Annotated in this window: 17 protein-coding genes; 13 read left to right on the forward strand and 4 right to left on the reverse strand. The window is 61.8% G+C overall.

The window, feature by feature from the left end:
- Positions 1 to 39: 39 nt before the first annotated feature.
- From kdpB to M0D68_RS10985, 5 genes are all read left to right on the forward strand, one after another.
- Positions 40 to 2,103 carry a potassium-transporting ATPase subunit KdpB gene (gene kdpB, locus M0D68_RS10965; protein ID WP_093633250.1) on the forward strand — a complete coding sequence of 688 codons (2,064 nt, stop codon included), beginning with the start codon at positions 40 to 42 and terminating at the stop codon, positions 2,101 to 2,103.
- Between the two features lie 18 nt (positions 2,104 to 2,121).
- Positions 2,122 to 2,703, forward strand: coding sequence for a potassium-transporting ATPase subunit KdpC (kdpC, locus tag M0D68_RS10970; RefSeq protein WP_200620457.1), 582 nt, complete (start codon positions 2,122 to 2,124; stop codon positions 2,701 to 2,703).
- 8 nt (positions 2,704 to 2,711) lie between these two features.
- Complete coding sequence (locus tag M0D68_RS10975; RefSeq protein ID WP_093633064.1) at positions 2,712 to 3,410, forward strand: response regulator; 699 nt, start codon at positions 2,712 to 2,714, stop codon at positions 3,408 to 3,410.
- Between the two features lie 214 nt (positions 3,411 to 3,624).
- Positions 3,625 to 3,951: a hypothetical protein gene (locus tag M0D68_RS10980; RefSeq protein WP_234486876.1), complete on the forward strand. Its 327-nt coding sequence runs from the start codon at positions 3,625 to 3,627 to the stop codon at positions 3,949 to 3,951.
- A 122-nt stretch (positions 3,952 to 4,073) separates the two neighbouring features.
- The gene (locus M0D68_RS10985; RefSeq protein WP_093633062.1) at positions 4,074 to 4,490 is read left to right on the forward strand and encodes a universal stress protein; all 417 of its coding nucleotides are present in this window, start codon (positions 4,074 to 4,076) and stop codon (positions 4,488 to 4,490) included.
- Between the two features lies 1 nt (position 4,491).
- On the opposite strand, the gene M0D68_RS10990 is transcribed toward M0D68_RS10985, so the two are convergent.
- Positions 4,492 to 6,465, reverse strand: coding sequence for an APC family permease (locus M0D68_RS10990; RefSeq protein WP_093633061.1), 1,974 nt, complete (start codon positions 6,463 to 6,465; stop codon positions 4,492 to 4,494).
- A 231-nt stretch (positions 6,466 to 6,696) separates the two neighbouring features.
- On the reverse strand, positions 6,697 to 8,298 hold the full coding sequence (locus M0D68_RS10995; RefSeq protein WP_234486882.1) for a hypothetical protein: 1,602 nt from the start codon (positions 8,296 to 8,298) through the stop codon (positions 6,697 to 6,699).
- Positions 8,299 to 8,365: 67 nt separating this feature from the next.
- Here M0D68_RS10995 and M0D68_RS11000 point away from each other — a divergent pair, with 67 nt between their 5' ends.
- The 5 genes from M0D68_RS11000 (at position 8,366) to M0D68_RS11020 (ending at position 14,804) form a co-directional block, all read left to right on the forward strand.
- A complete protein-coding gene (locus tag M0D68_RS11000) occupies positions 8,366 to 8,821 on the forward strand; it encodes a hypothetical protein (RefSeq protein ID WP_266224236.1) in 456 nt (151 codons plus the stop codon).
- Positions 8,822 to 9,716: 895 nt separating this feature from the next.
- Positions 9,717 to 10,262 carry a fimbrial protein gene (locus M0D68_RS11005; protein WP_200620455.1) on the forward strand — a complete coding sequence of 182 codons (546 nt, stop codon included), beginning with the start codon at positions 9,717 to 9,719 and terminating at the stop codon, positions 10,260 to 10,262.
- 107 nt (positions 10,263 to 10,369) lie between these two features.
- Positions 10,370 to 11,128: a molecular chaperone gene (locus tag M0D68_RS11010; protein ID WP_234486875.1), complete on the forward strand. Its 759-nt coding sequence runs from the start codon at positions 10,370 to 10,372 to the stop codon at positions 11,126 to 11,128.
- A 2-nt stretch (positions 11,129 to 11,130) separates the two neighbouring features.
- Positions 11,131 to 13,767, forward strand: coding sequence for a fimbria/pilus outer membrane usher protein (locus M0D68_RS11015; RefSeq protein WP_266224237.1), 2,637 nt, complete (start codon positions 11,131 to 11,133; stop codon positions 13,765 to 13,767).
- On the forward strand, positions 13,764 to 14,804 hold the full coding sequence (locus M0D68_RS11020; RefSeq protein WP_200620452.1) for a fimbrial protein: 1,041 nt from the start codon (positions 13,764 to 13,766) through the stop codon (positions 14,802 to 14,804). Before M0D68_RS11015 ends, M0D68_RS11020 begins: the two co-directional genes overlap by 4 nt.
- 48 nt (positions 14,805 to 14,852) lie before the next feature.
- Here M0D68_RS11020 and M0D68_RS11025 read toward each other — a convergent pair whose 3' ends face one another.
- A complete protein-coding gene (locus tag M0D68_RS11025; protein WP_200620451.1) occupies positions 14,853 to 15,476 on the reverse strand; it encodes an ATP-binding cassette domain-containing protein in 624 nt (207 codons plus the stop codon).
- A 261-nt stretch (positions 15,477 to 15,737) separates the two neighbouring features.
- Here M0D68_RS11025 and M0D68_RS11030 point away from each other — a divergent pair, with 261 nt between their 5' ends.
- Positions 15,738 to 17,048: an MFS transporter gene (locus M0D68_RS11030; RefSeq protein WP_093633056.1), complete on the forward strand. Its 1,311-nt coding sequence runs from the start codon at positions 15,738 to 15,740 to the stop codon at positions 17,046 to 17,048.
- A gap of 6 nt (positions 17,049 to 17,054) precedes the next feature.
- On the opposite strand, the gene M0D68_RS11035 is transcribed toward M0D68_RS11030, so the two are convergent.
- Positions 17,055 to 18,122 carry an AraC family transcriptional regulator gene (locus tag M0D68_RS11035; protein WP_093633055.1) on the reverse strand — a complete coding sequence of 356 codons (1,068 nt, stop codon included), beginning with the start codon at positions 18,120 to 18,122 and terminating at the stop codon, positions 17,055 to 17,057.
- A gap of 290 nt (positions 18,123 to 18,412) precedes the next feature.
- Between M0D68_RS11035 and M0D68_RS11040 the strand changes: the two genes are divergently transcribed.
- Positions 18,413 to 18,697, forward strand: coding sequence for a hypothetical protein (locus M0D68_RS11040; RefSeq protein WP_266224238.1), 285 nt, complete (start codon positions 18,413 to 18,415; stop codon positions 18,695 to 18,697).
- A gap of 576 nt (positions 18,698 to 19,273) precedes the next feature.
- On the forward strand, positions 19,274 to 21,178 hold the full coding sequence (locus M0D68_RS11045; protein WP_266224239.1) for an AAA family ATPase: 1,905 nt from the start codon (positions 19,274 to 19,276) through the stop codon (positions 21,176 to 21,178).
- Positions 21,179 to 21,205: the final 27 nt, after the last annotated feature.

The following is a 21,205-nucleotide window of genomic DNA, read 5'->3' on the forward strand; positions in this document are numbered from 1 at the left end:
CCGGGCAACATCGGTCAGGCGCGCAACGCGGCGCGCTCGATGTTCGACCCGTCGATTGCCCGGCCGGCGCTCGTCGATTCGTTCAGGAAGCTCGCACCACGCCATCAGTTGCGTAACCCGGTGATGTTCTGCGTATACATCGGCAGCATTCTGACGACCATTCTGTGGGTCGCCGCGCTCGCTGGCCAGGCCGAGGCGCCCGCGGGTTTCATTCTGGCGATCGCGCTCTGGCTGTGGTTTACCGTGCTGTTCGCCAACTTCGCGGAGGCGCTCGCTGAGGGGCGCTCGAAAGCGCAGGCGGCTTCGCTGCGTGGTGCGAAGCGCGACGTGATGGCGAAGAAGCTGCAGGAGGCGCATCCCAAGTCGCCGATTCGCATTACGACGGCCACCGATCTGCGCAAGGGCGACGTCGTGCTGGTGGAAACCGGCGACGTGATTCCGGCGGACGGCGAAGTGATCGAAGGCGTCGCGTCGGTCGACGAGTCGGCGATCACAGGTGAATCCGCGCCAGTGATCCGCGAGTCGGGCGGCGACTTTTCGTCGGTGACGGGTGGCACGCGCGTGCTGTCGGACTGGATCGTCGTGCGCGTCAGCGTGAATCCGGGCGAGGCCTTCCTCGACCGGATGATCGCGATGGTGGAAGGGGCGAAGCGTCAGAAAACGCCGAATGAGATCGCCCTGACGATCCTGCTGGTCGCGTTGACGCTCGTGCTGCTGTTCGCAACCGCGACGCTGCTGCCGTTCTCGATGTTCTCGGTCGAAGCCGCGAAAGCAGGGCATGTAGTCACGATTACCGCGCTGGTCGCGCTGCTGGTGTGTCTGATTCCGACCACCATCGGCGGTCTGCTTTCGGCGATCGGCGTAGCGGGTATGAGCCGGATGATGCAGGCGAACGTGATCGCCACCTCGGGCCGTGCTGTTGAAGCCGCAGGCGACGTCGATGTATTGCTGCTCGACAAGACCGGCACGATCACGCTCGGCAATCGCCAGGCGTCGGCTTTCACACCTGCGCCGGGCGTCACGGAGGAACAGCTCGCCGACGCGGCGCAGTTGTCTTCACTCGCGGACGAAACACCGGAAGGGCGCAGTATCGTCGTGCTGGCGAAGCAGCGCTTCAATATCCGCGAACGCGATATGCACGCATTGCAGGCGACCTTCCTCGCCTTTAGCGCACAGTCGCGCATGAGCGGTGTCGATCTGCCCGACCGTGAGATTCGCAAGGGCGCTTCCGATGCGATCAAACACTATGTCGAGGCGCACGGCGGCCGTTTTCCGGCTGAGTTGACGGCGGCGGTGACAGAAATCGCACGGCGCGGCAGCACGCCTTTGGTCGTCGCGCAGCAAGTGCGCGGCGAGAGCGGCGCACGCTGCATGGGCGTGATCGAGTTGAAGGATATCGTCAAGGGTGGCATCAAGGAACGCTTCGCCGAACTGCGCAAGATGGGCATCAAGACCATCATGGTGACGGGCGACAACCGCCTGACCGCAGCAGCGATCGCCGCCGAGGCCGGCGTGGACGATTTCCTCGCCGAGGTGACGCCTGAGGCCAAGCTCGCCACGATTCGCTCGCACCAGTCTGAAGGCCGTCTGGTGGCGATGACCGGCGACGGTACCAACGACGCCCCTGCGCTTGCGCAAGCGGACGTGGCGGTGGCGATGAACACCGGCACGCAGGCGGCGAAGGAAGCCGGCAACATGGTCGACCTCGATTCGAATCCGACCAAGCTGATCGAGATCGTCGAAATTGGCAAACAGATGCTGATGACGCGCGGCTCGCTCACCACGTTCTCGATTGCGAACGACGTGGCCAAATACTTCGCGATCATCCCGGCGGCGTTCGCGACGACTTATCCGCAATTGCGTGTGCTCGACGTGATGCATCTGAGCTCGCCGTCGTCAGCCATTCTCTCGGCGGTGATTTTCAATGCGTTGATTATAGTTGCGCTGATTCCGCTGGCACTCAAGGGCGTGAAGTACCGGCCGCTCGGCGCGGCGTCGCTGCTGCGCCGCAATCTGCTGATCTACGGGCTGGGCGGCATTCTGCTGCCGTTCCCGTTCATCAAGCTGATCGATATGGTGCTGAACGTGTTCGGCTGGGTCTGACCCAATAGAGTGAACATCATGAAAACGCTGATTCGCCCGGTACTTGTTCTGTTCATCCTGATGACGGTGATCACCGGGGTGATCTATCCGATCGTTGTGACCGCAATTGGTCACGCAGCCTTCGCGGCTCAGGCAAACGGCAGCATGCTCGAGAAAGACGGCAAAGTGGCCGGCTCCGCGCTGATCGGTCAGCAGTTCGATGCGCCGTACTATTTCTGGGGACGCCTGTCGGCTACCTCGCCGCAGCCCTACAACGCACAGAACTCGGGTGGTTCGAACCTTGGCCCGACCAATCCCGCGCTCGCTGACGAAATCAAAGGCCGTCTCGATGCGTTGAAGGCAGCAGGCAACGACATGTCGCAACCGGTGCCGGTGGATCTCGTGACGTCGTCGGGCAGCGGCCTCGACCCGGAGATCAGTCCGGCCGCGGCCGCCTATCAGGTGGCGCGCGTGGCGCAGGCCCGCGGCCTGCCGGTCGATCAGGTGACCAATCTTGTTGGGCGCAATACGTCGGGGCGGCAGTTCGGCATTTTCGGCGAGGCACGCGTGAACGTGCTGAAGCTCAACCTGGCTTTGGATGACCTCAAGCCGATGCATTGAGCCTGCGGATGAGCGATCCCACCGTAACAGTCGTTGTGATCGACGCGGACAAAGCTATCCGCCGCTTCATTCGTACTAGCCTCGAAGCAGCCGGCATGAGTGTCTTCGACGCGCAGACCGGCGCACAAGGTTTGGCGCAGGCGGCGACGCGGCTGGCGGACCTTGTGATCATCGATCTGAGTTTGCCGGACATGGACGGCATCGAGGTGATCCGCGAGTTGCGCGGCTGGTCCGCGATGCCGGTGATCGTCCTCTCGGCGCGAAGCCGCGAAGAAGACAAGGTTGCCGCGCTCGATGCCGGTGCCGACGATTACCTCACCAAACCGTTCGGCTTACCCGAACTTAGCGCGCGGATCAGAGCGCATTTGCGCAGGCAGGCCAGCGGCGACAGGGTTGGCGTGCCTCAGGTTCAGTTCGGCCTCGTCACAATCGATCTCGGCGAGCGCAGGGTGGTACGCGGCAGTCGGATCGTCCATCTCAGCCCCACCGAATATCGCCTGCTCTCCGCGCTGGTGCGCCATCCAGGCCGCGTATTGACGCACGAGCAACTGCTCGGCGAGGTATGGGGCCCATTGCAGACCGACAACCACCACTACCTGCGTATCTACATGGGGCATCTGCGGCATAAGCTCGAGCGCGATCCGGCACATCCTGAACACATTGTCACCGAGGCCGGCGTGGGCTACCGGCTGGTCGGCGTGCGGTGATTTTCACAGGATTTTTATATCGCCGGCGGCAATCGATTCTCGGCCTTTACGGCGAGCTCCGTATAGTTCGAGTCTGGCGTTTCGCCGCAAGAAAAATCTGGGTTTTGCTGGAGGGGTGTATGGCAGTCAAACAAACAAAGGGCAACGTGACCGTGGAGGCTTGCGTGTTTTCCGCACCGGGTTTTGACCTGCCATGACGCCCTCAAGACACGCCATGATATTCAGGGGAATGTGCAAGGTCGTCGCCATTGCCTTCGTCACCAATCAGGTTCTCACAACGATTTTTACGTACGTCGCGCAGCAACTCGATGCGACGCTGCCTCACGAAACGATCTGGCTGTTCAGTTGCGTGACATGCGGGCTGCTGACGCTGTGGCTGCAATCCGATGCACGGCGCGCGTTCGGCTTCGCGCGGGCGAAAGGTTTTGTGAAGACGGGCGGTGACAGGAAACAGGAATTGCAGATTGCAGAGGATTGTCCGAAGCGGTGGCTGGTGATCTTGCATATCGAGCTGAATCCGGCTGCGATACAGGCATCGTGAAGATGCCTTTCGTCGCCGTGTAATTTGCGCGCGTGCGTGCTGCAAAAACAGCAGTTTTTTTACACGACATTAATGCCGCTTTCGCTAAGCTCAAAGTACAAAGTACCCGCCAGGAGTTCTCGATGATACGAATGCTGATCCCTGTTCTCGACCACGGCGGCGCGATAGAAGCCGCGCGCTATGCGGCGTTCATGTTTCTGGAGCGCGGCGTAACTGAAGTCGAACTGCTTGAAGTGCTCGAGCCTGTCGATCAGGGGCGCGCTGCAGCCTTCCATACTCGAAGCTCGCTGGTGCGGATGGAAAAACACGCCATGCTCAAGGCGCTGATCGATGCCCGAACGATTCTCGAAGAAGCGGGCGTGCCGTACCACTGGAAGCGGGTATTCGGCCACCGCACGAAAGCGATTGCCGACTATGCGGCAACGACCCAGCCGGATGTCATGGTGATCGACGCGAGCCATATGGGCTTCTTTAGAAGACTGGCCATGTTGGCGTCGCTGTCAAGGCGCACGGTTACTCCAGTAACGATGGTCCACTGAGTCATCCCACGTTCATCGGCAGCAGCACCATCTGTTTGCCATGCTGGTGCAGACGTGTCTGGATTTCCAGCGGTGTGTGATTGTGAAGCCACCGCGTCAGGATATTCACCCGTTTGAAAATCAGTTTGCTGGCGAAGCACACGCTGTTCGGGAACTCCTCCATGGCGGTCCCGGTCAGTCCGACGAATTCTTCCACAGGATCGGTGCCGAAAGCGATCCTGTATTCGGCGGCCATTCCGTGCCGGCGGCACTGCGCCACATAGTATTCGAGCGCTGCTGAAATCGTTTGCCGCAACTGCTCAAGGTGCTCCGCACCTTCGTAGCTTTGCGCGTCCACTTCGCCGACTGCGAGAAATATCACGTTCCTGAAGTGGTCCGGGAACAACCGGTTCACCCATAGCAGGGCATGCATGCTGGCGCCGCGGTGTTTGCCGACGAGCAGAATAGCAGTCGGCAGGGATGGGTCCGGTTTGAGCGCCGCCGCCGCTTCGCTGACTTCGGGCGGAGCGCCGGTGAAGAGGGCATCTTCCTTCGCAATCAGTGCGCGGGTTTCGCTGTAGTGCCGTTTGATGGCGAAACACAGCGCCACCACAGCGCCGGTCACCAGGACCGTCAGCCAGCCACCCTCCGTGAACTTCTCGATCAGCGTGATCACCAGCACGGTGCTGGTGACCGAAAGCCCCAATGCGGATAGCGCGAAGTGCGTCAGCCAGTTTTCGCCTTCATGGCGATGGCCCCACCAGTAAATGCACAGTCCCAGCAGGGAGAGGCTGAAAGTCAGGAACACGTTGATGCTGTACAGCACCACCAGGATCGACACGTCACCGTGCGTCCAGATCAGGATGGCGAGGCTCGCCAGCCCCATCACGACGATGCCGTTCTGTCTGACCAGCCGCGCGGACAGATCACGGAAATGGCGCGGCACCCACGAATCCGACGCCATGTTCGACAGCACAGCCGGCCCATCCAGGAAGCCGGTTTGTGCGCCGACCAGCAGCAGACCGGCTTCGAAGGCCAGCACCGCGGCAAGCAGCGCATGCCGTGCGAACGCGGAGCCGAGCCCGAGATGGTCGATGACACTGCCGAATACCACCGCGTTGAGCGTTTGACCTTCTACCGCCTGAGCATGCCACAACATGTACAGCAGAATGATGCCGCCGGCCGTGAATGCGAGCGACGTGGACATGTAGAACATCGTCGTCCTTCCGTTCGGCACGCGCGGTTCGGCCAGCATGTTGACGTTGTTCGACACGGCTTCGAGGCCCGTATACGTGCCGCCGCCTAACGAGAACGCGCGCATGAGCAAGGCCACCACCACGAGGGGGCCGACCGCGTGCGACATGCTGTGCGCCTCGCCGATCGCGCCCGGCACGACGGCGGCCAGATGATCGCCGTGCACCGCGATGCCGTACACGATGAGGCCGAGATGCAGCACCACGAAGCCAAGGAAGATCGGCAGCAGCACCATGATCGACTCGCGCATGCCGCGAAAGTTGAGGCCCGTCATCAGGACGATGAGGATGAGCTCGGTGGCGAGCTTGAACGCCTGTGCGCTCACCGGCAGCAAGCTGAAGAAGGCATCGACGCCGCTTGCAAGCGAGGTCGCGACGGTCAGGACGTAGTCGACCAGCAGCGCGGCGCCTGACACCAGCCCTGGATGCGGGCCCAGTAATGCGGTCGCAACGCGATAGCCGCCGCCACCGGTGGGGAACAACTGGATGACCTGGTTATAGCCGAGCGCGATGATGAAAACTGTCGCTGCGGTAGCCAGTGCGAGAAACACGGCAAGCGAGGTGTGCTGGCCGAGCGCGAGGAAGGCTTCTTCAGGCCCATAGCATGACGACGACAACCCGTCGGCACCGAGACCCACCCAGGCTAGCAGCGGCGTGACAGCGATCGCGTGACGAGTCCGGGGATCGAGCGGATCCAGCGGCTTGCCGACTATCAGGCGCCAGAAGTTAGCGAAGACGGCCATGTCCCCTCCAGGCCCGGTCAGGCGTGCCGGTGTGACTGCTGTTGTCTATGGTTCGACGCCCGAATGGTTCGGGCGTAAGGAGAATGACAAGTAGCGACCGCGGCTGCGGTCATCGGCGATCGACAACGAAAATGTAGGGCAGTTTCGCGCGGTGTGCCAGTGGACTATACCCGAGAACAGATGTAGTCAGGATATCGAAAGGAAAATGGGCGTGATTTTATCCAGGCGTAATTATTGTCCTGTATAGCCCACGGGTGCTGTGTACTTGCCCTGGATCGCATTGGCGTTCGCGAGCACCACGTAAATCGGCGACTCGGTCAGCGTGAGATTCGCGACGCCGTTCGTGTAGCTCACCGAGCTTACATTGCCCATCATGTCGATGACGCTTACGGTGCCGTTCGTGCCGGTCGAGTTCACGGTCAATGCATACGTGGTGCTATAGGTCGAACTGTAGGTGCCCGATGACGTCGGCCAGTTCGAATTGTTGTGCGTCCAGAGCGCCGCGATCACCGGTCCTGAGTTCAGTTGCTGGAATGCATAGCCATACACCATCGAAGGAAGCCCGTTGAGACGCCCGAGCGTTTGCGTGCCGTCGAGGACGCGCGTTAGTGCGGCGAACGCGAGCGCTTCTGGTTTGGGACTCAGATTCGTCGCGCCATATTGCCCTTGCGGATCAGCGAGATCGAAGAACGTGCCGATGCCCACGTCAGCCGGATAGTCCGAGCCGTAGAAGAAGTAAGTGACCTGTGCACCTTCGCCAAGAATGATGAGGTGCGCGCGCAATGCAACTGCAGCTTGCCCATATAGCTGGTTCGCCGGCGGATAACTCGGCCCATAAGCGGCACCGGAGTCGTAGGTGATGCCGAGCTCGGTCATCCACAAGCGCATGTTCGGCTTGACCAACTGCATCTGCGAACGCAACGACCTCATCTGCTGATCGAGGGCGTTCGCGACGTTCGCGGGATTCGGATCGGTATCGTATTGTTCGGGCGGGTGTCCCGCAAACGTGCCGGCGTTGTAATAGCCGTGCGTCGTCACACCGTCGATGTAATTGCCGAGCCCTAGCGATGCGTAGGTGGCGAGATATCCCTGCGTACATTGCGTCGAGCAGTTGGCGGGAAAGACGTTGGTCGTGCCCATCACGACCGCGTTCGGATCAGTCGAATGCAAGCCTTTATAGGCCGCCGCGTACATCGCGACGAAATTGGCGGTCGAATCGACCCATTGGGGCTCCCACGTCACCTGATAATAGTTGTATTGCTGATTGGGAAAATACTGTTGACGGATCGCAGCGCTGTCGGTGCCCACGCGCGCCATGTAGTTCTGGTAGTAGGTTTCGTTTGACGGTGCGTTGGTGTCGTCCTGAAACGCGCCAGTCGGACTCGCCCACCCGGGAATGCCGTCCAGCCTGATGAGCCGCATGATCTTGCCATTCGTATAGAACGGATCGAGATCCGATAAGGAAGGCGTCCACGTATTCGCCGCATTGGGCTCCATGGCGGACAGTTCACGGTCGTCGATCGTTTGGGAGATGCCGAGCGCTGTGAGCATCGCGCCATTGTCGTTGAAGCCCTGCATGCCGAAGCGGTGCTGCTCCTGATGCGCGTAGCTGACTGCCGGTATGGTGCTGGACAGGTTCGGCAAGATGCCGAACGTGGCGATGCCGGTTGGACGTGTGCCGAATTGCGGCAGCGTGCCGCCTGAGTGCGACAGCGTCGCCGTGATCGCGAAGTAACCCGCCGAGCTGCTCTGGCACGACAGCGTGCTGGTCCGTGTCCCGCTCGCAACGGCAAACGAACCGCTGCCCTTGATGTTGCCTAGTTGATCCTGCATCGACCAGACGACGGTGTCCGCTGATGTCGCCGCGGTGACGAACGACACCTGGAAGCTGCTGCCTTGATTGAAAAGGCGTGTGCCGTTGCTGCTTGGCGTGTCGGTGACGATCAGGCCATTGGCGGTGCCTCCGGCTGCTGACGTCGGTGCTGCGCAGGCGATGGCGGATACCGGCGTAGGCGTCGGTGTTGGAGTCGGTGTTGGAGTCGGTGTTGGAGTCGGCGTCGGTGTGGGCGTAGGCGTAGGCGTAGGTGTAGGTGTAGGTGTAGGTGTAGGTGTAGGTGTAGGTGTAGGTGTAGGCGTCGGTGTTGGAGTCGGTGTTGGAGTCGGCGTGGGTGTGGGCGTAGGTGTTGGCGTTGGCGTCGGCGTAGGTGTTGGTGTAGGCGCCGGTGCAGGTGTCTTCGGAATCCAGCAGAACTTCGAAACCCCGTACGCCGGGTCGGTACCAAAAGCCGTATTGCTGCAAGTCACACCATTGGTGAAAACTTTGCTCACGTTATTGGAAGTCGTACTCGCGCCATAAAGCACGGTCATCTTGCCGCTGAACGAACAGCGCGCGTTCTCGACGGCACACTGCGTCCACGCACCAGAGGGACTCGGCGTCGGAGCAGGGGTGGGGGTTGGCGTCGGAGTAGGAGTCGGCGTGGGCGTGGGTGCCGAAGTGCTTTTGTACCAGCAACTCTTCCCATACCCGAACGCTGGGTCCGTACTCGACACCGCTCCCGTCGAGCACTGCACCCCGCCCGTGAACGGCCCATTGATATCGTATTGAAGCGTAGGCGACGTGGTGCCGTAGACGACGTTCGCCGTGCCTGTGAATGAACAGAATTGACCCTCGGCCGCACAGTACGTGTACGTTGTTCCGCTGATCGTCAACGAGCTTTGCGCGTGGGCAGCGCCAACCAGCATCCCGCCGACCGGCGCAAGCATCATGAGCGCGCGTTTCATTTCGGACTCCGCGAATAGATGTCGTCGGAGATGCCCGCGCGTCAATTGAATGCGTCGAGGCACTCCGAGGCGTGATCACTGCTGGGGAGCGAAGACAACGAGCTTCAGTTAAGGCGATTTGACAGTCCGGTAACGGACAACAAAAAGCTCTTTCCGGCAAAATCGACTTGCACTCACGTTTTAAACGTAGATTTTTCTCGATTAAGTCCTATTCGTATGAATAAATCCGGTAGATAGACGCACTTTTCGGCCACAAAAGCAGCCACGCAAGTAGCTCTTACTTCCAGAAAACGTTCGTTTTGACACTGCTTCAACCTTCTCCCGTCCAGCTTGACAGTGCTTGACTGTCCCTTTTTGCCATCGTCCCGATAATTGCCCCCGGCGCGGTCGGTTTGAGCGCAACGCCATCGCTGAACCCGCCACACACACGGTCTTTCAATACGACGCATTACTTATCAATGGGGATAACCATGAAATTCACGCGCTCAGGCGTTCTCGCTACGGCCATCGCTGCAGCAGCCGCCATGCCGGCCGTTTCGCACGCAGCCGACGGCACCATCACATTCAACGGCCAGATCACCAGCCAGACCTGCACGATCAGCGGTAACGGCGGCGGCAAGAACTTCACCGTTACGCTGCCGACTGTCTCGACCTCGGCGCTCGCCACTGCGGGCACGACCGCGGGCCGCACGCCGTTCAACATCGCACTGTCGAACTGCACGCCGAACTCGGGCAACGTGTCGACTTATTTCGAACCGGGCGCCACGGTCGATACGACCACGGGCCAACTGATCAACGCTTCGGGCACGGCGACCAACGTCGAAATCGGCCTGCTCAACGGCGACAGCAGCGTGATCACGCTGGGTGCGGCGCAGGCCTCGCAGAACTCGAAGGCAGTCGCGCTGGCAAGCGGTGCGGCCACGCTCAAGTACTTTGCGCAATACGTGGCAACCAATGGCGCATCGACGGCAGGTACCGTCAATACGACCGTCATGTACTCGATCGTCTACCAGTAAAAGCAGGACGCTACGGGGCGGTAGCCGGCGCCCGCGAGAGGCGCCGGCTGTCGAGGAGAACAGAGCGAACCACGAGTTCGCCACGAAATCAGGATAACGAAATGGCAATGCGAAAGAATTTATCAAGGGCGATGACGGTTTTCGCATTGTCGTGGTTGGTGAGCAGCGCGCATGCGGGTGTCGTGATCAGCGGCACGCGCGTGATCTATCAGGCAAGAGAGCGTGAAGTAACCGTCAAGCTCAGTAACGAAGGTGACGCACCGGCGCTGGTTCAGGTGTGGCTCGACACCGGCAATCCGAACGCGATGCCGGACGAATCGAAGGTGCCGTTCACCTTGTCGCCGCCGCTTTTTCGCCTCGATCCGAAGAAAGGGCAGAGCCTGCGCCTGATCTACACGCAGGAACCGTTGCCGCAAGACAAGGAGTCCCTGTTCTGGCTCAACGTGCTTGAAGTGCCGCCGCGCGCGGCAGCGAGCACCACAGCGGACGATCCGAATTCGCTGCAGCTGGCGTTCCGTTCGCGCATCAAGTTGTTCTTCCGTCCGGCGGGGCTGCCGGGCAATGCGGACGAAGCGGCCGCGAAAGTCAGCTGGAAATTCGTGCGCAAGGACAACGGCGCCTACGCGCTCGAGGCGACCAATCCGACGCCGTATCACGTGACGTTCAGCAAGATCGTCGCGAGCGAGAGCACGACGAGCTGGGCCAGCGACAAGGGCGGCATGGTCGACCCGGGCGCGAGCGCGGACTTCGACATTGGCAACGTTGCACCGCTCGCCGACGTGCCGGCGCAAGTCGACTACACCTTCATCAACGACTACGGCGCCGGCGTCACCGGCAAAACGCTGCGCGACGGGACCCGCAAGTAATCATGCGCACCCGGGAATATTCTTCGCGGCCGCGAGCCGGAAACTGGTTCGCGCTCAGGCGCAGCCATGCCGTGATGCTCGGCGCGCTGGCCGCATGGGGCGCAACGCCCGCGTTCGCCGACTCCACGATGCTTGCCGATGTGCAGTTCAACAGCGAATTTCTGATGAAGCCGAAAGGCCAAAGCGTCGACGTGTCGCGTTTCGAGCGCGGCAATCCGGTGCAGCCCGGCGAGTACACCGTCGACCTCTACGTCAACGGAAACTGGGTCGGCCACGACACGCTGCGTTTCGTGGCACGGGACGGCGCGGGGAACGCCGTGCCGTGTTTCAGCAAGGCGCTGATCGAGCGCCTCGGTCTGGACTTTTCGACGCTGCCGGACAAGGGCCGCGGCGAACTCGCGAAAGCCCAGGCGGGCGAGTGCGCGAACGTTGCCAATCTCGTCGACGGTGCGTCGCAATCCTTCGACCTGTCCGATCTGCGGCTCGACCTGAGCATCCCGCAGGCGGCGCTGCTGCGCAATCCGCAAGGCTACGTGAGTCCCGAGTTCTGGGACGAAGGCGTGACCTCGGCCACTTTGGGCTACAACCTGAATTCGTTTCGCGTGACGGGTTCGGGCTCCGCGGGGTTGTCCAACACACAGACCTATCTCGGCCTGAATAGCGGCGTCAATGTAGGCAGCTGGCACTTCAGGCAAAATTCCGCGCTGACGTGGCAATCGAACGGACCGCGCACGTATCAGAACATCGCGACCTACGTGCAGCACGATCTGCCGTCGATTCGCAGCCAGTTGACGCTCGGCGATGCCTTTACCGATGGAGCAGTGTTCGACAGCATCGGCATTCGCGGCGTCGAACTCGCGAGCGACGACCGCATGTTGCCCGACTCGCTGCGCGGTTATGCACCGCTGATTCGCGGTGTGGCGATGACCAATGCGCGCGTGAGCGTCACGCAGAACGGCAACAAACTGTACGAAACGACCGTCGCACCGGGCGCATTCGAGATCAACGATCTGTACGCCACCGGCTACGGCGGCAACCTGCTCGTCACGGTCACTGAAGCCGACGGCAGTCAGCATAGTTTCTCCGTGCCCTATGCGTCGGTCGCGCAGTTGCTGCGTCCGGGCATCACGCGTTTCAATGTCGCCGCGGGCCAGCTTCGCGATGCGCAGGTCAATCAGCACGACAACCTCCTACAGGGGACGGTGCAGCACGGTTTCAACAACGTCATCACCGGCTACGCGGGGACGATTGTTGCGGACGGCTATCTCGCCGGGCTGCTCGGCGCGGCGGTCAACACGCCATTGGGCGCGGTTGCGTTGGACGTAACCGAGGCGCGCGCCAACATTCGCGGCGTGACCAACACCACCGGCCAGAGCGTGCGAATCAGCTACAGCAAGCTGGTGCCGGCCACCAACACGAACTTCACTGTCGCCGCCTATCGCTATTCGTCGAGCGGTTTCTGGGCGTTGCGCGACGCCATGCTGGCGCGCAGCGCGGTTGCCGCGGGACAGGATCCGACCTCGGTCGATCGCCAGCGCAATCAGGTCCAACTGACGATGAACCAGAGCTTCGGCAACGGCTGGGGTAATGCCTACGTGGTCGGCTCGACGCTCGACTACTGGAATCGCAGCGGCACCACCACGCAATTCCAGATCGGCTACAACAACGTGTTGCGCGCGCTCGGCACCAACTTCAGCTACAACGTGTCGCTGTCGAGGCAGCGCGACGGCCTGACCGGGCAGATGAACAATCAGATCTTCGCAAGCGTCTCGATTCCGCTCGGCAACGGTCAGCATGCGCCGACCCTCTCGACCAGCTTCACGCACAACAGTCAGAGCGGTTCGTCCGAACAGGCGATGCTGAACGGCTCCGCCGGCGTCGACAACGAATTCACCTATGGCGTGACGGCAAACCATGCGCCGGGCTCGAGTGCAGGCGGCGTGAACGGCCAGTACCGCAGCCCGTACGCGACGCTGGCGGCGAGCGCAAGCGGCGGCTCCGGCTACTCGCAAGTGTCGGCCGGCGTGACCGGCGCGATCGTCGCGCATCCGGGCGGCGTGACCTTCGCGAACGATCTGGGCGACACGATCGGTGTGGTCGAGGCGAAAGACGCGAAGGGCGCCCGCATCACCAACTCGTCCGGCGTGCGCGTCGACAACTTCGGTTATGCAGTGATTCCGTATCTGACGCCGTATAGCCTGAACACGGTCGAAATCGATCCGAAGGGAATCCCGCTCGACGTCGAATTCAGGTCGACCAGCCAGCAGGTGGCGCCACGTGCCAACTCGGTGGTGATGATTCACTTCGGCACGGTGACGGGCAGGGCAGCGGTGATCTCCGCGCGCTTGCCGAACGGCGCACCGTTGCCTTTCGGCGCGACGGTGTACGACGCGAAGGGGCAAGGTGTCGGCGCGATCGGCCAGAACAGTCGCATCTTTGTGCGCGGCGTGGCCGATGAGGGGGCGCTCACGGTGAAGTGGGGGGATGCAGCGGATGAACAGTGTGCCTTCGGTTATCACTTGCCGCCGAAAGGCGAAGACCGCGGCGCGTACGCGCATATCGATGCCGTGTGCGGCGCGGCGGCCGGCATGACGAACCAGGCAGCGGCGGGCTCGTCCGCTGGAGGAAAAGCACAATGAAGATGTCTCTCTCGTACGGTGCCTTGCGCCGATGCTTCGGTATCCTGATGCTATTCGCTGCTGCATCCGCCGGTCTGATCGCCAGCGTACCCGCTCACGCAGCGCTGCAATGCACGATTAGCGGATCGGCGGCGATCAGCTTCGGCACGCTCACCGTGCCACGTGATACGCCAGTCGGCACGGCAATCGGGCCGGTGCAATCGTCGACCGTTTCTGTTAACTGCCCGTCGAATCCCGGGACGGTGCCACCATACAACAACGGCTGGTATATCCAGTACTACCCGCAACTGACGAGCAGCCCGGTAGCGGGCGTGTGGAACACCGGTATTGCCGGCATCGGCATCAAGGTCGTGGACGTGACCTACGGCAATACGACTTTGTCCTCACTGGCTGTCGGCAAGTGGGGTGATTTCGGCGCGCCGATTACGAACACGGCGGCGTTCCAGGGCAGCTTCACGTTCACCTACCAACTGGTCAAAACGGCCGCGCAGGTGACAACGGGTGGCGCGGTGAACATCCCGCAGTTGCTCACGCTGGTCAGCCACAATATCCCCGCCAACATAACGTCGCCGGCTCTCGTGACGATCTCGGTCAACAACACCTCGATTGTCGCGACCACGTGCACGGTGACCACGCCGTCGGTGAGCGTCACGCTGCCTACCGTCAATGCCAGCGCATTGAGCCCCGTCGGCACGACACTCGGTAACACGAACCTCAGCATCGGACTATCGTGTCAGGCCGGCGCGAATGTCTATGTGACGCTGACCGACGCCACTACTCCCGGCAATACGACCAGCAATCTGACGCTGGCGAGCGGGTCGACCGCGACGGGTGTCGCGTTACGCGTGCTCAATAGCGGTGGAACGGCAGTGAGCTACGGGCCGGATTCGGCGGTAGCGGGCAATCGGAATCAATGGCTGGTAGGTGCGTCGTCGAGCACGACTCGCATTCCGCTGACCGCGCAGTACATTTCCACTGGCACGGTAGGGCCGGGCATCGTGAAGGGGCTCGCCACCTTCACGATGAGCTATCAGTGAGGCCTGAAGCTACGGCGCGTTGACTCGCTAATAGAGTGCGGAATCTTTCTAGCCGCGCATACCCAGGTCCGCAAAACTGACGGTTCTCGCTTCGCATGCTTGCGTAAAAGCGGTGTCGTAGCTCGAGAAAAAGACCGTGCGGGTTTCGGCCAGCGTTTTAAACAGATCGACCAGAACGCCACGCGCCGATGCGTCGAGTCCGCCGACCGGTTCATCCGCGATCACGACTTTAGTCTCGCCGAGTACGGCCCCGGTCAGGAAGAATTTCTTGCGCGTGCCAAACGACATCTGCTCGAAGCGCTTGTCGAGATGCGGCTCGAGTCCGAAGCGCAGGGCAAGGTCGAGCGTGTGGCTATCGACTGCTGTCTTTCTCTCCGACGCCACACGCGCCAGATAGTCACGACCGGTCTGCTCCGGATACGTCATGCAGTCTTCGGGCACGTACGTGAGCACGGATTTCGCCTCGCGCGGCGCGGTGCGCAGCGAATGGCCGCCGAGCCACACGTCGCCGGCGTCGGGCTCGATCGTGCCGGCGAGGATGCCCAGCAACGTCGACTTGCCGCTGCCGGATTCATCGTTGAGCGCCACGCATCCTGCCGCCGTGTCGTAATGCAGCCCCTGAAAGATGATGCGTTCGCTATAGCGTTTGCTGAGGTTCTCGAATCGAAGCATGACGTGCGGAGTGGGTCAGCCGAAGAATGTGCCGGACGACGGCAGCGAGGGTTCTTCGGGAAGTTAGCGGTTTGCAAGTGTAGCAGTGCGCTCAGATGCTTTCGCGGCATCCGACAATGACACCACCCGTTGGTGAGGTAAGCGAGGCGACATCCGCGCGCGCGGTGTAAAGTTGCGTCTTTTTGCGCCGTTAAAAAAGGCTTCACCGCAATTCTGCCCATCTCCTGAACACCTCGACGCTTCCCCCGTCGACCGCAATCCATGCAAACAGCTGCCCGCAAAGCGGCCCGACCGTCCCGCGCCGAACTCAGGCGTATCGTCACGGCAATTGTTATCGGTAACGGCTTCGTGGCGTACGACTTCACCGTCTACAGCTTTTCAGCGGTCATTATCGGCAATCTGTTCTTTCCATCGAGCAATCCCGCGTCGTCGCTCTTGCTCTCGCTCGCCACCTTCGGCGCGGGCTTCGTGATGCGCCCGCTCGGCGCGATCATGATCGGCTACATTGCCGACAGCCGTGGCCGCAAAGCCGGCCTCACGGTATCGCTCACGCTGATGACCCTTGGCACGTGGCTGATCGCGTGCTTGCCAGGCTATGCGTCGATCGGTCCGGCCGCGACGGTGTTGATGGTGCTCGCGCGCCTGATGCAGGGGCTCGCCGCAGGCGGTGAGATCGGGCCGGCGTCGGCTTCGCTGATGGAGTCGGTCGCCTACCGGCACCGCTGTTTCATGGTGAGCTGGCGCGGCGCGAGCCAGGGCGCGGCGGCCTTCGCCGCCGCGCTGGTTGGGGCCTGCACGACGGCGCTGCTGTCGCCCGCCGCCGTGCATGACTGGGGATGGCGCGTTCCATTCGTGCTGGGTGGGCTGATCGGACCGGTCGGCTGGTACCTGCGTCGCCGCATGCCGGTGGCCGCGCCGCTGCCGCGTACGCGGCTCAGTCCGAGGCGCATGTTCACGGAGTACCCGCGTCCCTTCGTCTGCGGCCTCCTGATGATGGCGGCGCCTTCGGTGGGCATCTACCTCACTGTTTTCTATATGCCGGCCTACCTGGTTCGTACGCTGCATCGGCCGGCGGCAATCAGTCTCCTGACGGCCTGCCTGTCGGGCCTCGTGATCATGGTGGTGACGCCGCTCGTGGCGCGCGCGGCCGACCGTTTCGTAAGCCGCAAGACGTTGCAGTACGCGGCACTCGTGGCGTCGCTGGTGGCCGCGTGGCCGGCATTCAGGGCGCTGACCCACGGCGTGAGCGACGTTGCCGCGCTCGTCATCATCACGGCGTACGTCGCGCTTGCGGTCAACAATGCCGGTCCGAGTTCCGTGCTGATGATGGAGGCGTTTCCGGTGCATCGGCGCGCGGCGGGAGTTGCGATGATTTACAGCTTCGGCGTCGTCCTGTTCGGCGGATTTTCGCCGTTCCTCGTGACGTGGCTGATCAACCGCACGGGCGATCCGATGGTTCCGGCGTGGTATCTGATGGCCGCGACCCTGCTCACGCTTGCGGCGTTAAGGGCCTTTCCCGAGGCAGAGGCGCCGGATACGAGCCTTGCCGGTGCTTCGCAGCCGCCGGCTTAAACCGGCTTAAATCGGCTTAAGCGCGCTCCCCCAGCGCTCCCTCGTGCCGCGGTGCTGCAGGTCCACGGCGCGCGCCCGCATGTCTTGCGGGCTCATGTCGAAGGCGCGGCGAAACGCGCGTGTGAAATCGGACGCGCTCTGAAAGCCGAGTCCATAGGCGATTTCCGTTACCTGAAGATGCGGGAAACGAACCAGTTCGTCCGCCGCTTCCCGCAAGCGGCGATTGCGGATGTAGGCGCCGAGTCCGCCGTCGTGCTCGAACCAGCGATAGATGGTGGCGCGTTTCAGCTGTAAGGCCTGAACCACGCTGGTCGGTGTGAGGTCGCCCTGATGAAGATTGGCTTCGACGTAACGCCGTACCTGTCCCATCACGGCGGCCTGCATCGCCGCCCGGCTCGCGCCGGTCAGTCGCGCCTCCTTGCGGAAGGCGGCGATCAGCAGTTGGGCGCCGGCATGTAGTGCCTCTGCCGCGCTGGCTGGATCGAGCCTGGGGATTTCCCGGGCGACTGCCGTCATGTGGTCCAGCACAAGACTGGTCAGCGGCGCACCCTGCTGGACGACGCGGCCGTGAATCGCTGTGGCGTCGCGCAGTTCCTCATCCACGATCGCAGCGGGTACGAACAGGCTCAGAAGCCGGCATTCGGGTCGCTCGGCCCGAAACGGTTGATTCAGGTCGAACGCGACGATGCCCTGCACCGAGCCCTGCTCGCTGCGTTTCTTGCGCATGCCCGTGACGTGGCCGACTTCGCCTTCCACGAACAGTTGAAAGGCGTAATCGCGCCGCGAGTCTGTGGAAACCCGCGCGACCGATCGTTCCAGCAGCACCGCGTCCGTGCTGCAGTCCGTAAACACCATGCCGCCGACCGCATAAAGATCGATTTCGCCGCGAAATCCGCCGGCGACCTGTTCCTTCGACGGTGGCACGTCGACCACATGCCCCACGCGCTGGCGCCAGGCCAGAAATTGTTCGTCGGCTGTGAGCGCGTGCGTGCTGAAGCGGCTCGTGGAAATGGCGGAGCGCGATTCGGCTGCGGCGGCAGCAGCCAGGTGCGGCGGTAAGGTGCGCTGGTTCATGGATCGGTTGCTGCGAACAATGCGTGTGATTCCGGCGGGCAGCGGCGGTAACCAGATATTTAACACGCCGTCGTCCAATATTGAGACGGATGGTAAAGCCTAACAAAAAAGCTGCGGTATCGTCGGATGATTAGATGCAGATCGGTTTCATCGACGGCGCCACCATGCGTTTATAACAGGCTCCGCGTTGGAACACGCAAAGCACGCAGAAAGCGCGCCGATTGGCATTCTCGGCGCAATGGGTGCGAGGCCCAGGCTTTTCCGGCGGCCAATTTACGGGGAATCGAAAGATGAGCGGCACGAACAGGCAACCGACCGCCCAACGCGGCGGGCGGCGTCCGTCCAGTCTGGTGGATAGCCAGCTGGAGCATCTTGAGAACATGGTTCAGTACGTGACACGTGGCGACGCGGCTGGCATGCTGGTGCCGCTAGACCATGAGTACTGGGAAAAGCGCATTCGCGTGCTGGAAGAGACTCATGAGCTACTTGCCAGCCAGCGCAAACGCGTCATCAAGCTTCTCGACCTGCTCGGAAGTGATGCGCAGATGAAGCTGAGGCGGCGTACCGCTGCCTGAGTTCAGATTTACTGAAGGGAAAGGTTGCGAGGATCGGGGGTAGTTGCAGGAGAGAAGATCGGTGCCACAAGGTACCGGCAATAAAAAAGAAGGACCTGAGAGTGCGGTAATGATGCGGATGGGCTCACAGAGGTTCGCCGCTCAGTTGTGAAACCGATGGGCGTCTTGCCCATCGGACGTTTGGGGGTGTTGCAACACGCACCTCCGGACTTGGCCGAGCAACCGGCGGGGGATCGCCACGAAAGTGTCGTCCTCGCCGGGCGCTCGCTCGGCTCATCCCTGCGTCATACCAACACCTGCCTATATAGCCGCCAGCCTGTTTGGAAGTGCGCCTCTAATATTCCGCGCTTTACTGCAATATTGACCGCTTTTAAATAGGGCGCGGTTACTTTCAGGTATGCAGAATACGCAGTGAATATAGCGCTGATAAACTGTGCGCCGGAACAACAGGTCATCGCTTTCAAGGCGCCGATCGCTCCCCCAAATTCGACGATTTAAATCGCCGGACTACCCACCGCTACCACCTGTATTTGACCAGTATCAGGGCTCCCTTTGGCCCGTTTTTGGAAGTGACTCATGAAGCCGGGAAAGAACTCGCTTGGGAAAAGACGCGCACGCAAGATCGCCATTGGGGTCAGTGCGGTATTAATCGCGGCATTGCTCGCACTCAGCGTTTGGATTTATCAGCAGCGCGACGTGCAGACAACTCCGGCGCTTACCGGCATCGCGAATCAGATGCGTCACGATCCCTCGGCGTGGACACATGACGAGAAAGACGCGTCGCAAATGCTGCGCGATATTCACGACGCCAACGTGGCCGCGATCGGCGTGAGCCCCAACGCGATTCTCGTGTCGAAGCGCGATGGCGCGAAATACTTCGTCACCGACCATAACGCGACGTTTTCGCACGCACTGCTGCTCGGTGAACCCAAAGCTGGCCAGGCCGCGTCCTACCAGCTCGTCTGGCTGCCCGACGCCGATATTCGCACCGGCGCGTCGCGCTGGGTGCCGGTGTTCAATCAGGTGCGCGACGCGATCAGTTTGCTGTTGCCGCTATTGCTGATCGGCGGCATGGTGTGGTTCATGCGCCGCGAGATGAGAGGCGGCGCGTCGCTTCTCAGCAAGGCGCCTACGCTGCGTTTCGACGACGTGATCGGCGCGGGTGAAGCGAAGGCGGCGCTCGCAGACATCCGCGGCTACCTGTCCGATCCGAAGCAGTTCACCTCGATGGGCGTGCGCGCACCATGCGGCATTCTGATGGTCGGCGGCCCTGGCGTTGGCAAGACGCGGCTTGCCCAGGCGCTCGCCGGCGAATGCGGCGCGAACTTCATTTCGATCACCGGCAGCTACTTCAGTGCGAAGTACTACGGTGTCGGTATCCAGAAGGTCAAACACCTGTTCGAACTCGCGCGCAAGAATGCCCCCACGGTCATCTTCATCGACGAAGCCGATGGCCTCGCCAAGCGTACGGATACCGGCGGCGGTCCCGTCGAAGCCGAGAGCAATCGCATCATCAACCAGCTGCTGGCGGAAATGGATGGCTTCGCTTCGAATGAAGGCGTCATCATCGTCGCGGCCACGAACCATCCCGACAATCTGGACGAGGCGTTGCGCCGACCGGGCCGTTTCGATCGCACAGTGCAGGTCCGTTTGCCCGATCGCGAAGACCGCGCGAAAATTTTCCGCTTCTACGCGGAGAAGCTGAAGTCGAAGGCCGCCGACATCGACTACGACCAGCTCGCTCGCCTGACTACCGGTCTGTCTCCGGCAACGGTCGCGATGGTCGTGAATCAGGCGGGACTGGTCGCGCGCAAAGCCGGTGAGACGGAAATCGCCGCGAAGCATTTCATGGAAGCGATCAAGATTGCGCGCATCGGCGACGTGAGCGGGGCAGAGCGGGCACTGAGCGAAGACGAGCGTACGCGTATCGCGGTGCACGAAGCGGGACACGGTCTCGTCGCCGCGCTGCTCGGCACCGGTGTGCTGGAAGAAGTCACGATCTTGCCGCGTGGCGGAGCATTGGGTGTGGCGCTCATCACCAAGGCGCAAGACAAGCACCTGTACCGCGAAACCGAGATCCGCAACGAGATTCAGGTCCTGCTCGGCGGTCGCAACGCCGAAATTCTCACGTTCTCCGAAGCGTCAAGCGGCGCCGCGTCGGATCTGCAGGAAGCGTCGCGCATCAGTCTCGACATGGTGTCGAAGTTCGGCTTCAACCGCGATGGCGATCTGTTCAGCCTCGCGGCGCTGCCGTCGCAATACGCGGGGCTGCAAATGAAGGGCGCCATCGAGCACGCCAACGTGCTGCTCAAGGAGTTGAACGAGTTGTGCTATGGGCTGCTGCATGCTTATGAGCCCGTGCTGCGCGCCATTGCCGACGAACTGCTCGAGCGGGAGACGGTTCCGGGCGAAGCGGTTTACCGGCTGATCAAAGAGCACAAGAGCGCGCTGAAGATCGTCCACGAGCCGGCTGCCGCTTGATCCGCGTTTGTTCCGTTTTGCCGCCAC

Origin of the sequence: Paraburkholderia sp. SEWSISQ10-3 4 (assembly GCF_030464785.1) — a bacterium.
Taxonomy (GTDB): Bacteria; Pseudomonadota; Gammaproteobacteria; order Burkholderiales; family Burkholderiaceae; genus Paraburkholderia; species Paraburkholderia aspalathi.

What these genes read in the sequence shown, in the direction of transcription:
- kdpB (WP_093633250.1), top strand. Translation starts at nt 40, where the DNA reads ATGTTCGACCCGTCGATTGCCCGGCCGGCGCTCGTCGATTCGTTCAGG.
- kdpC (WP_200620457.1), top strand. Translation starts at nt 2,122, where the DNA reads ATGAAAACGCTGATTCGCCCGGTACTTGTTCTGTTCATCCTGATGACG.
- M0D68_RS10975 (WP_093633064.1), top strand. Translation starts at nt 2,712, where the DNA reads ATGAGCGATCCCACCGTAACAGTCGTTGTGATCGACGCGGACAAAGCT.
- M0D68_RS10980 (WP_234486876.1), top strand. Translation starts at nt 3,625, where the DNA reads ATGATATTCAGGGGAATGTGCAAGGTCGTCGCCATTGCCTTCGTCACC.
- M0D68_RS10985 (WP_093633062.1), top strand. Translation starts at nt 4,074, where the DNA reads ATGATACGAATGCTGATCCCTGTTCTCGACCACGGCGGCGCGATAGAA.
- M0D68_RS10990 (WP_093633061.1), bottom strand. Translation starts at nt 6,465, where the DNA reads ATGGCCGTCTTCGCTAACTTCTGGCGCCTGATAGTCGGCAAGCCGCTG.
- M0D68_RS10995 (WP_234486882.1), bottom strand. Translation starts at nt 8,298, where the DNA reads ATGCAGGATCAACTAGGCAACATCAAGGGCAGCGGTTCGTTTGCCGTT.
- M0D68_RS11005 (WP_200620455.1), top strand. Translation starts at nt 9,717, where the DNA reads ATGAAATTCACGCGCTCAGGCGTTCTCGCTACGGCCATCGCTGCAGCA.
- M0D68_RS11010 (WP_234486875.1), top strand. Translation starts at nt 10,370, where the DNA reads ATGCGAAAGAATTTATCAAGGGCGATGACGGTTTTCGCATTGTCGTGG.
- M0D68_RS11015 (WP_266224237.1), top strand. Translation starts at nt 11,131, where the DNA reads ATGCGCACCCGGGAATATTCTTCGCGGCCGCGAGCCGGAAACTGGTTC.
- M0D68_RS11020 (WP_200620452.1), top strand. Translation starts at nt 13,764, where the DNA reads ATGAAGATGTCTCTCTCGTACGGTGCCTTGCGCCGATGCTTCGGTATC.
- M0D68_RS11025 (WP_200620451.1), bottom strand. Translation starts at nt 15,476, where the DNA reads ATGCTTCGATTCGAGAACCTCAGCAAACGCTATAGCGAACGCATCATC.
- M0D68_RS11030 (WP_093633056.1), top strand. Translation starts at nt 15,738, where the DNA reads ATGCAAACAGCTGCCCGCAAAGCGGCCCGACCGTCCCGCGCCGAACTC.
- M0D68_RS11035 (WP_093633055.1), bottom strand. Translation starts at nt 18,122, where the DNA reads ATGAACCAGCGCACCTTACCGCCGCACCTGGCTGCTGCCGCCGCAGCC.
- M0D68_RS11040 (WP_266224238.1), top strand. Translation starts at nt 18,413, where the DNA reads ATGAGCGGCACGAACAGGCAACCGACCGCCCAACGCGGCGGGCGGCGT.
- M0D68_RS11045 (WP_266224239.1), top strand. Translation starts at nt 19,274, where the DNA reads ATGAAGCCGGGAAAGAACTCGCTTGGGAAAAGACGCGCACGCAAGATC.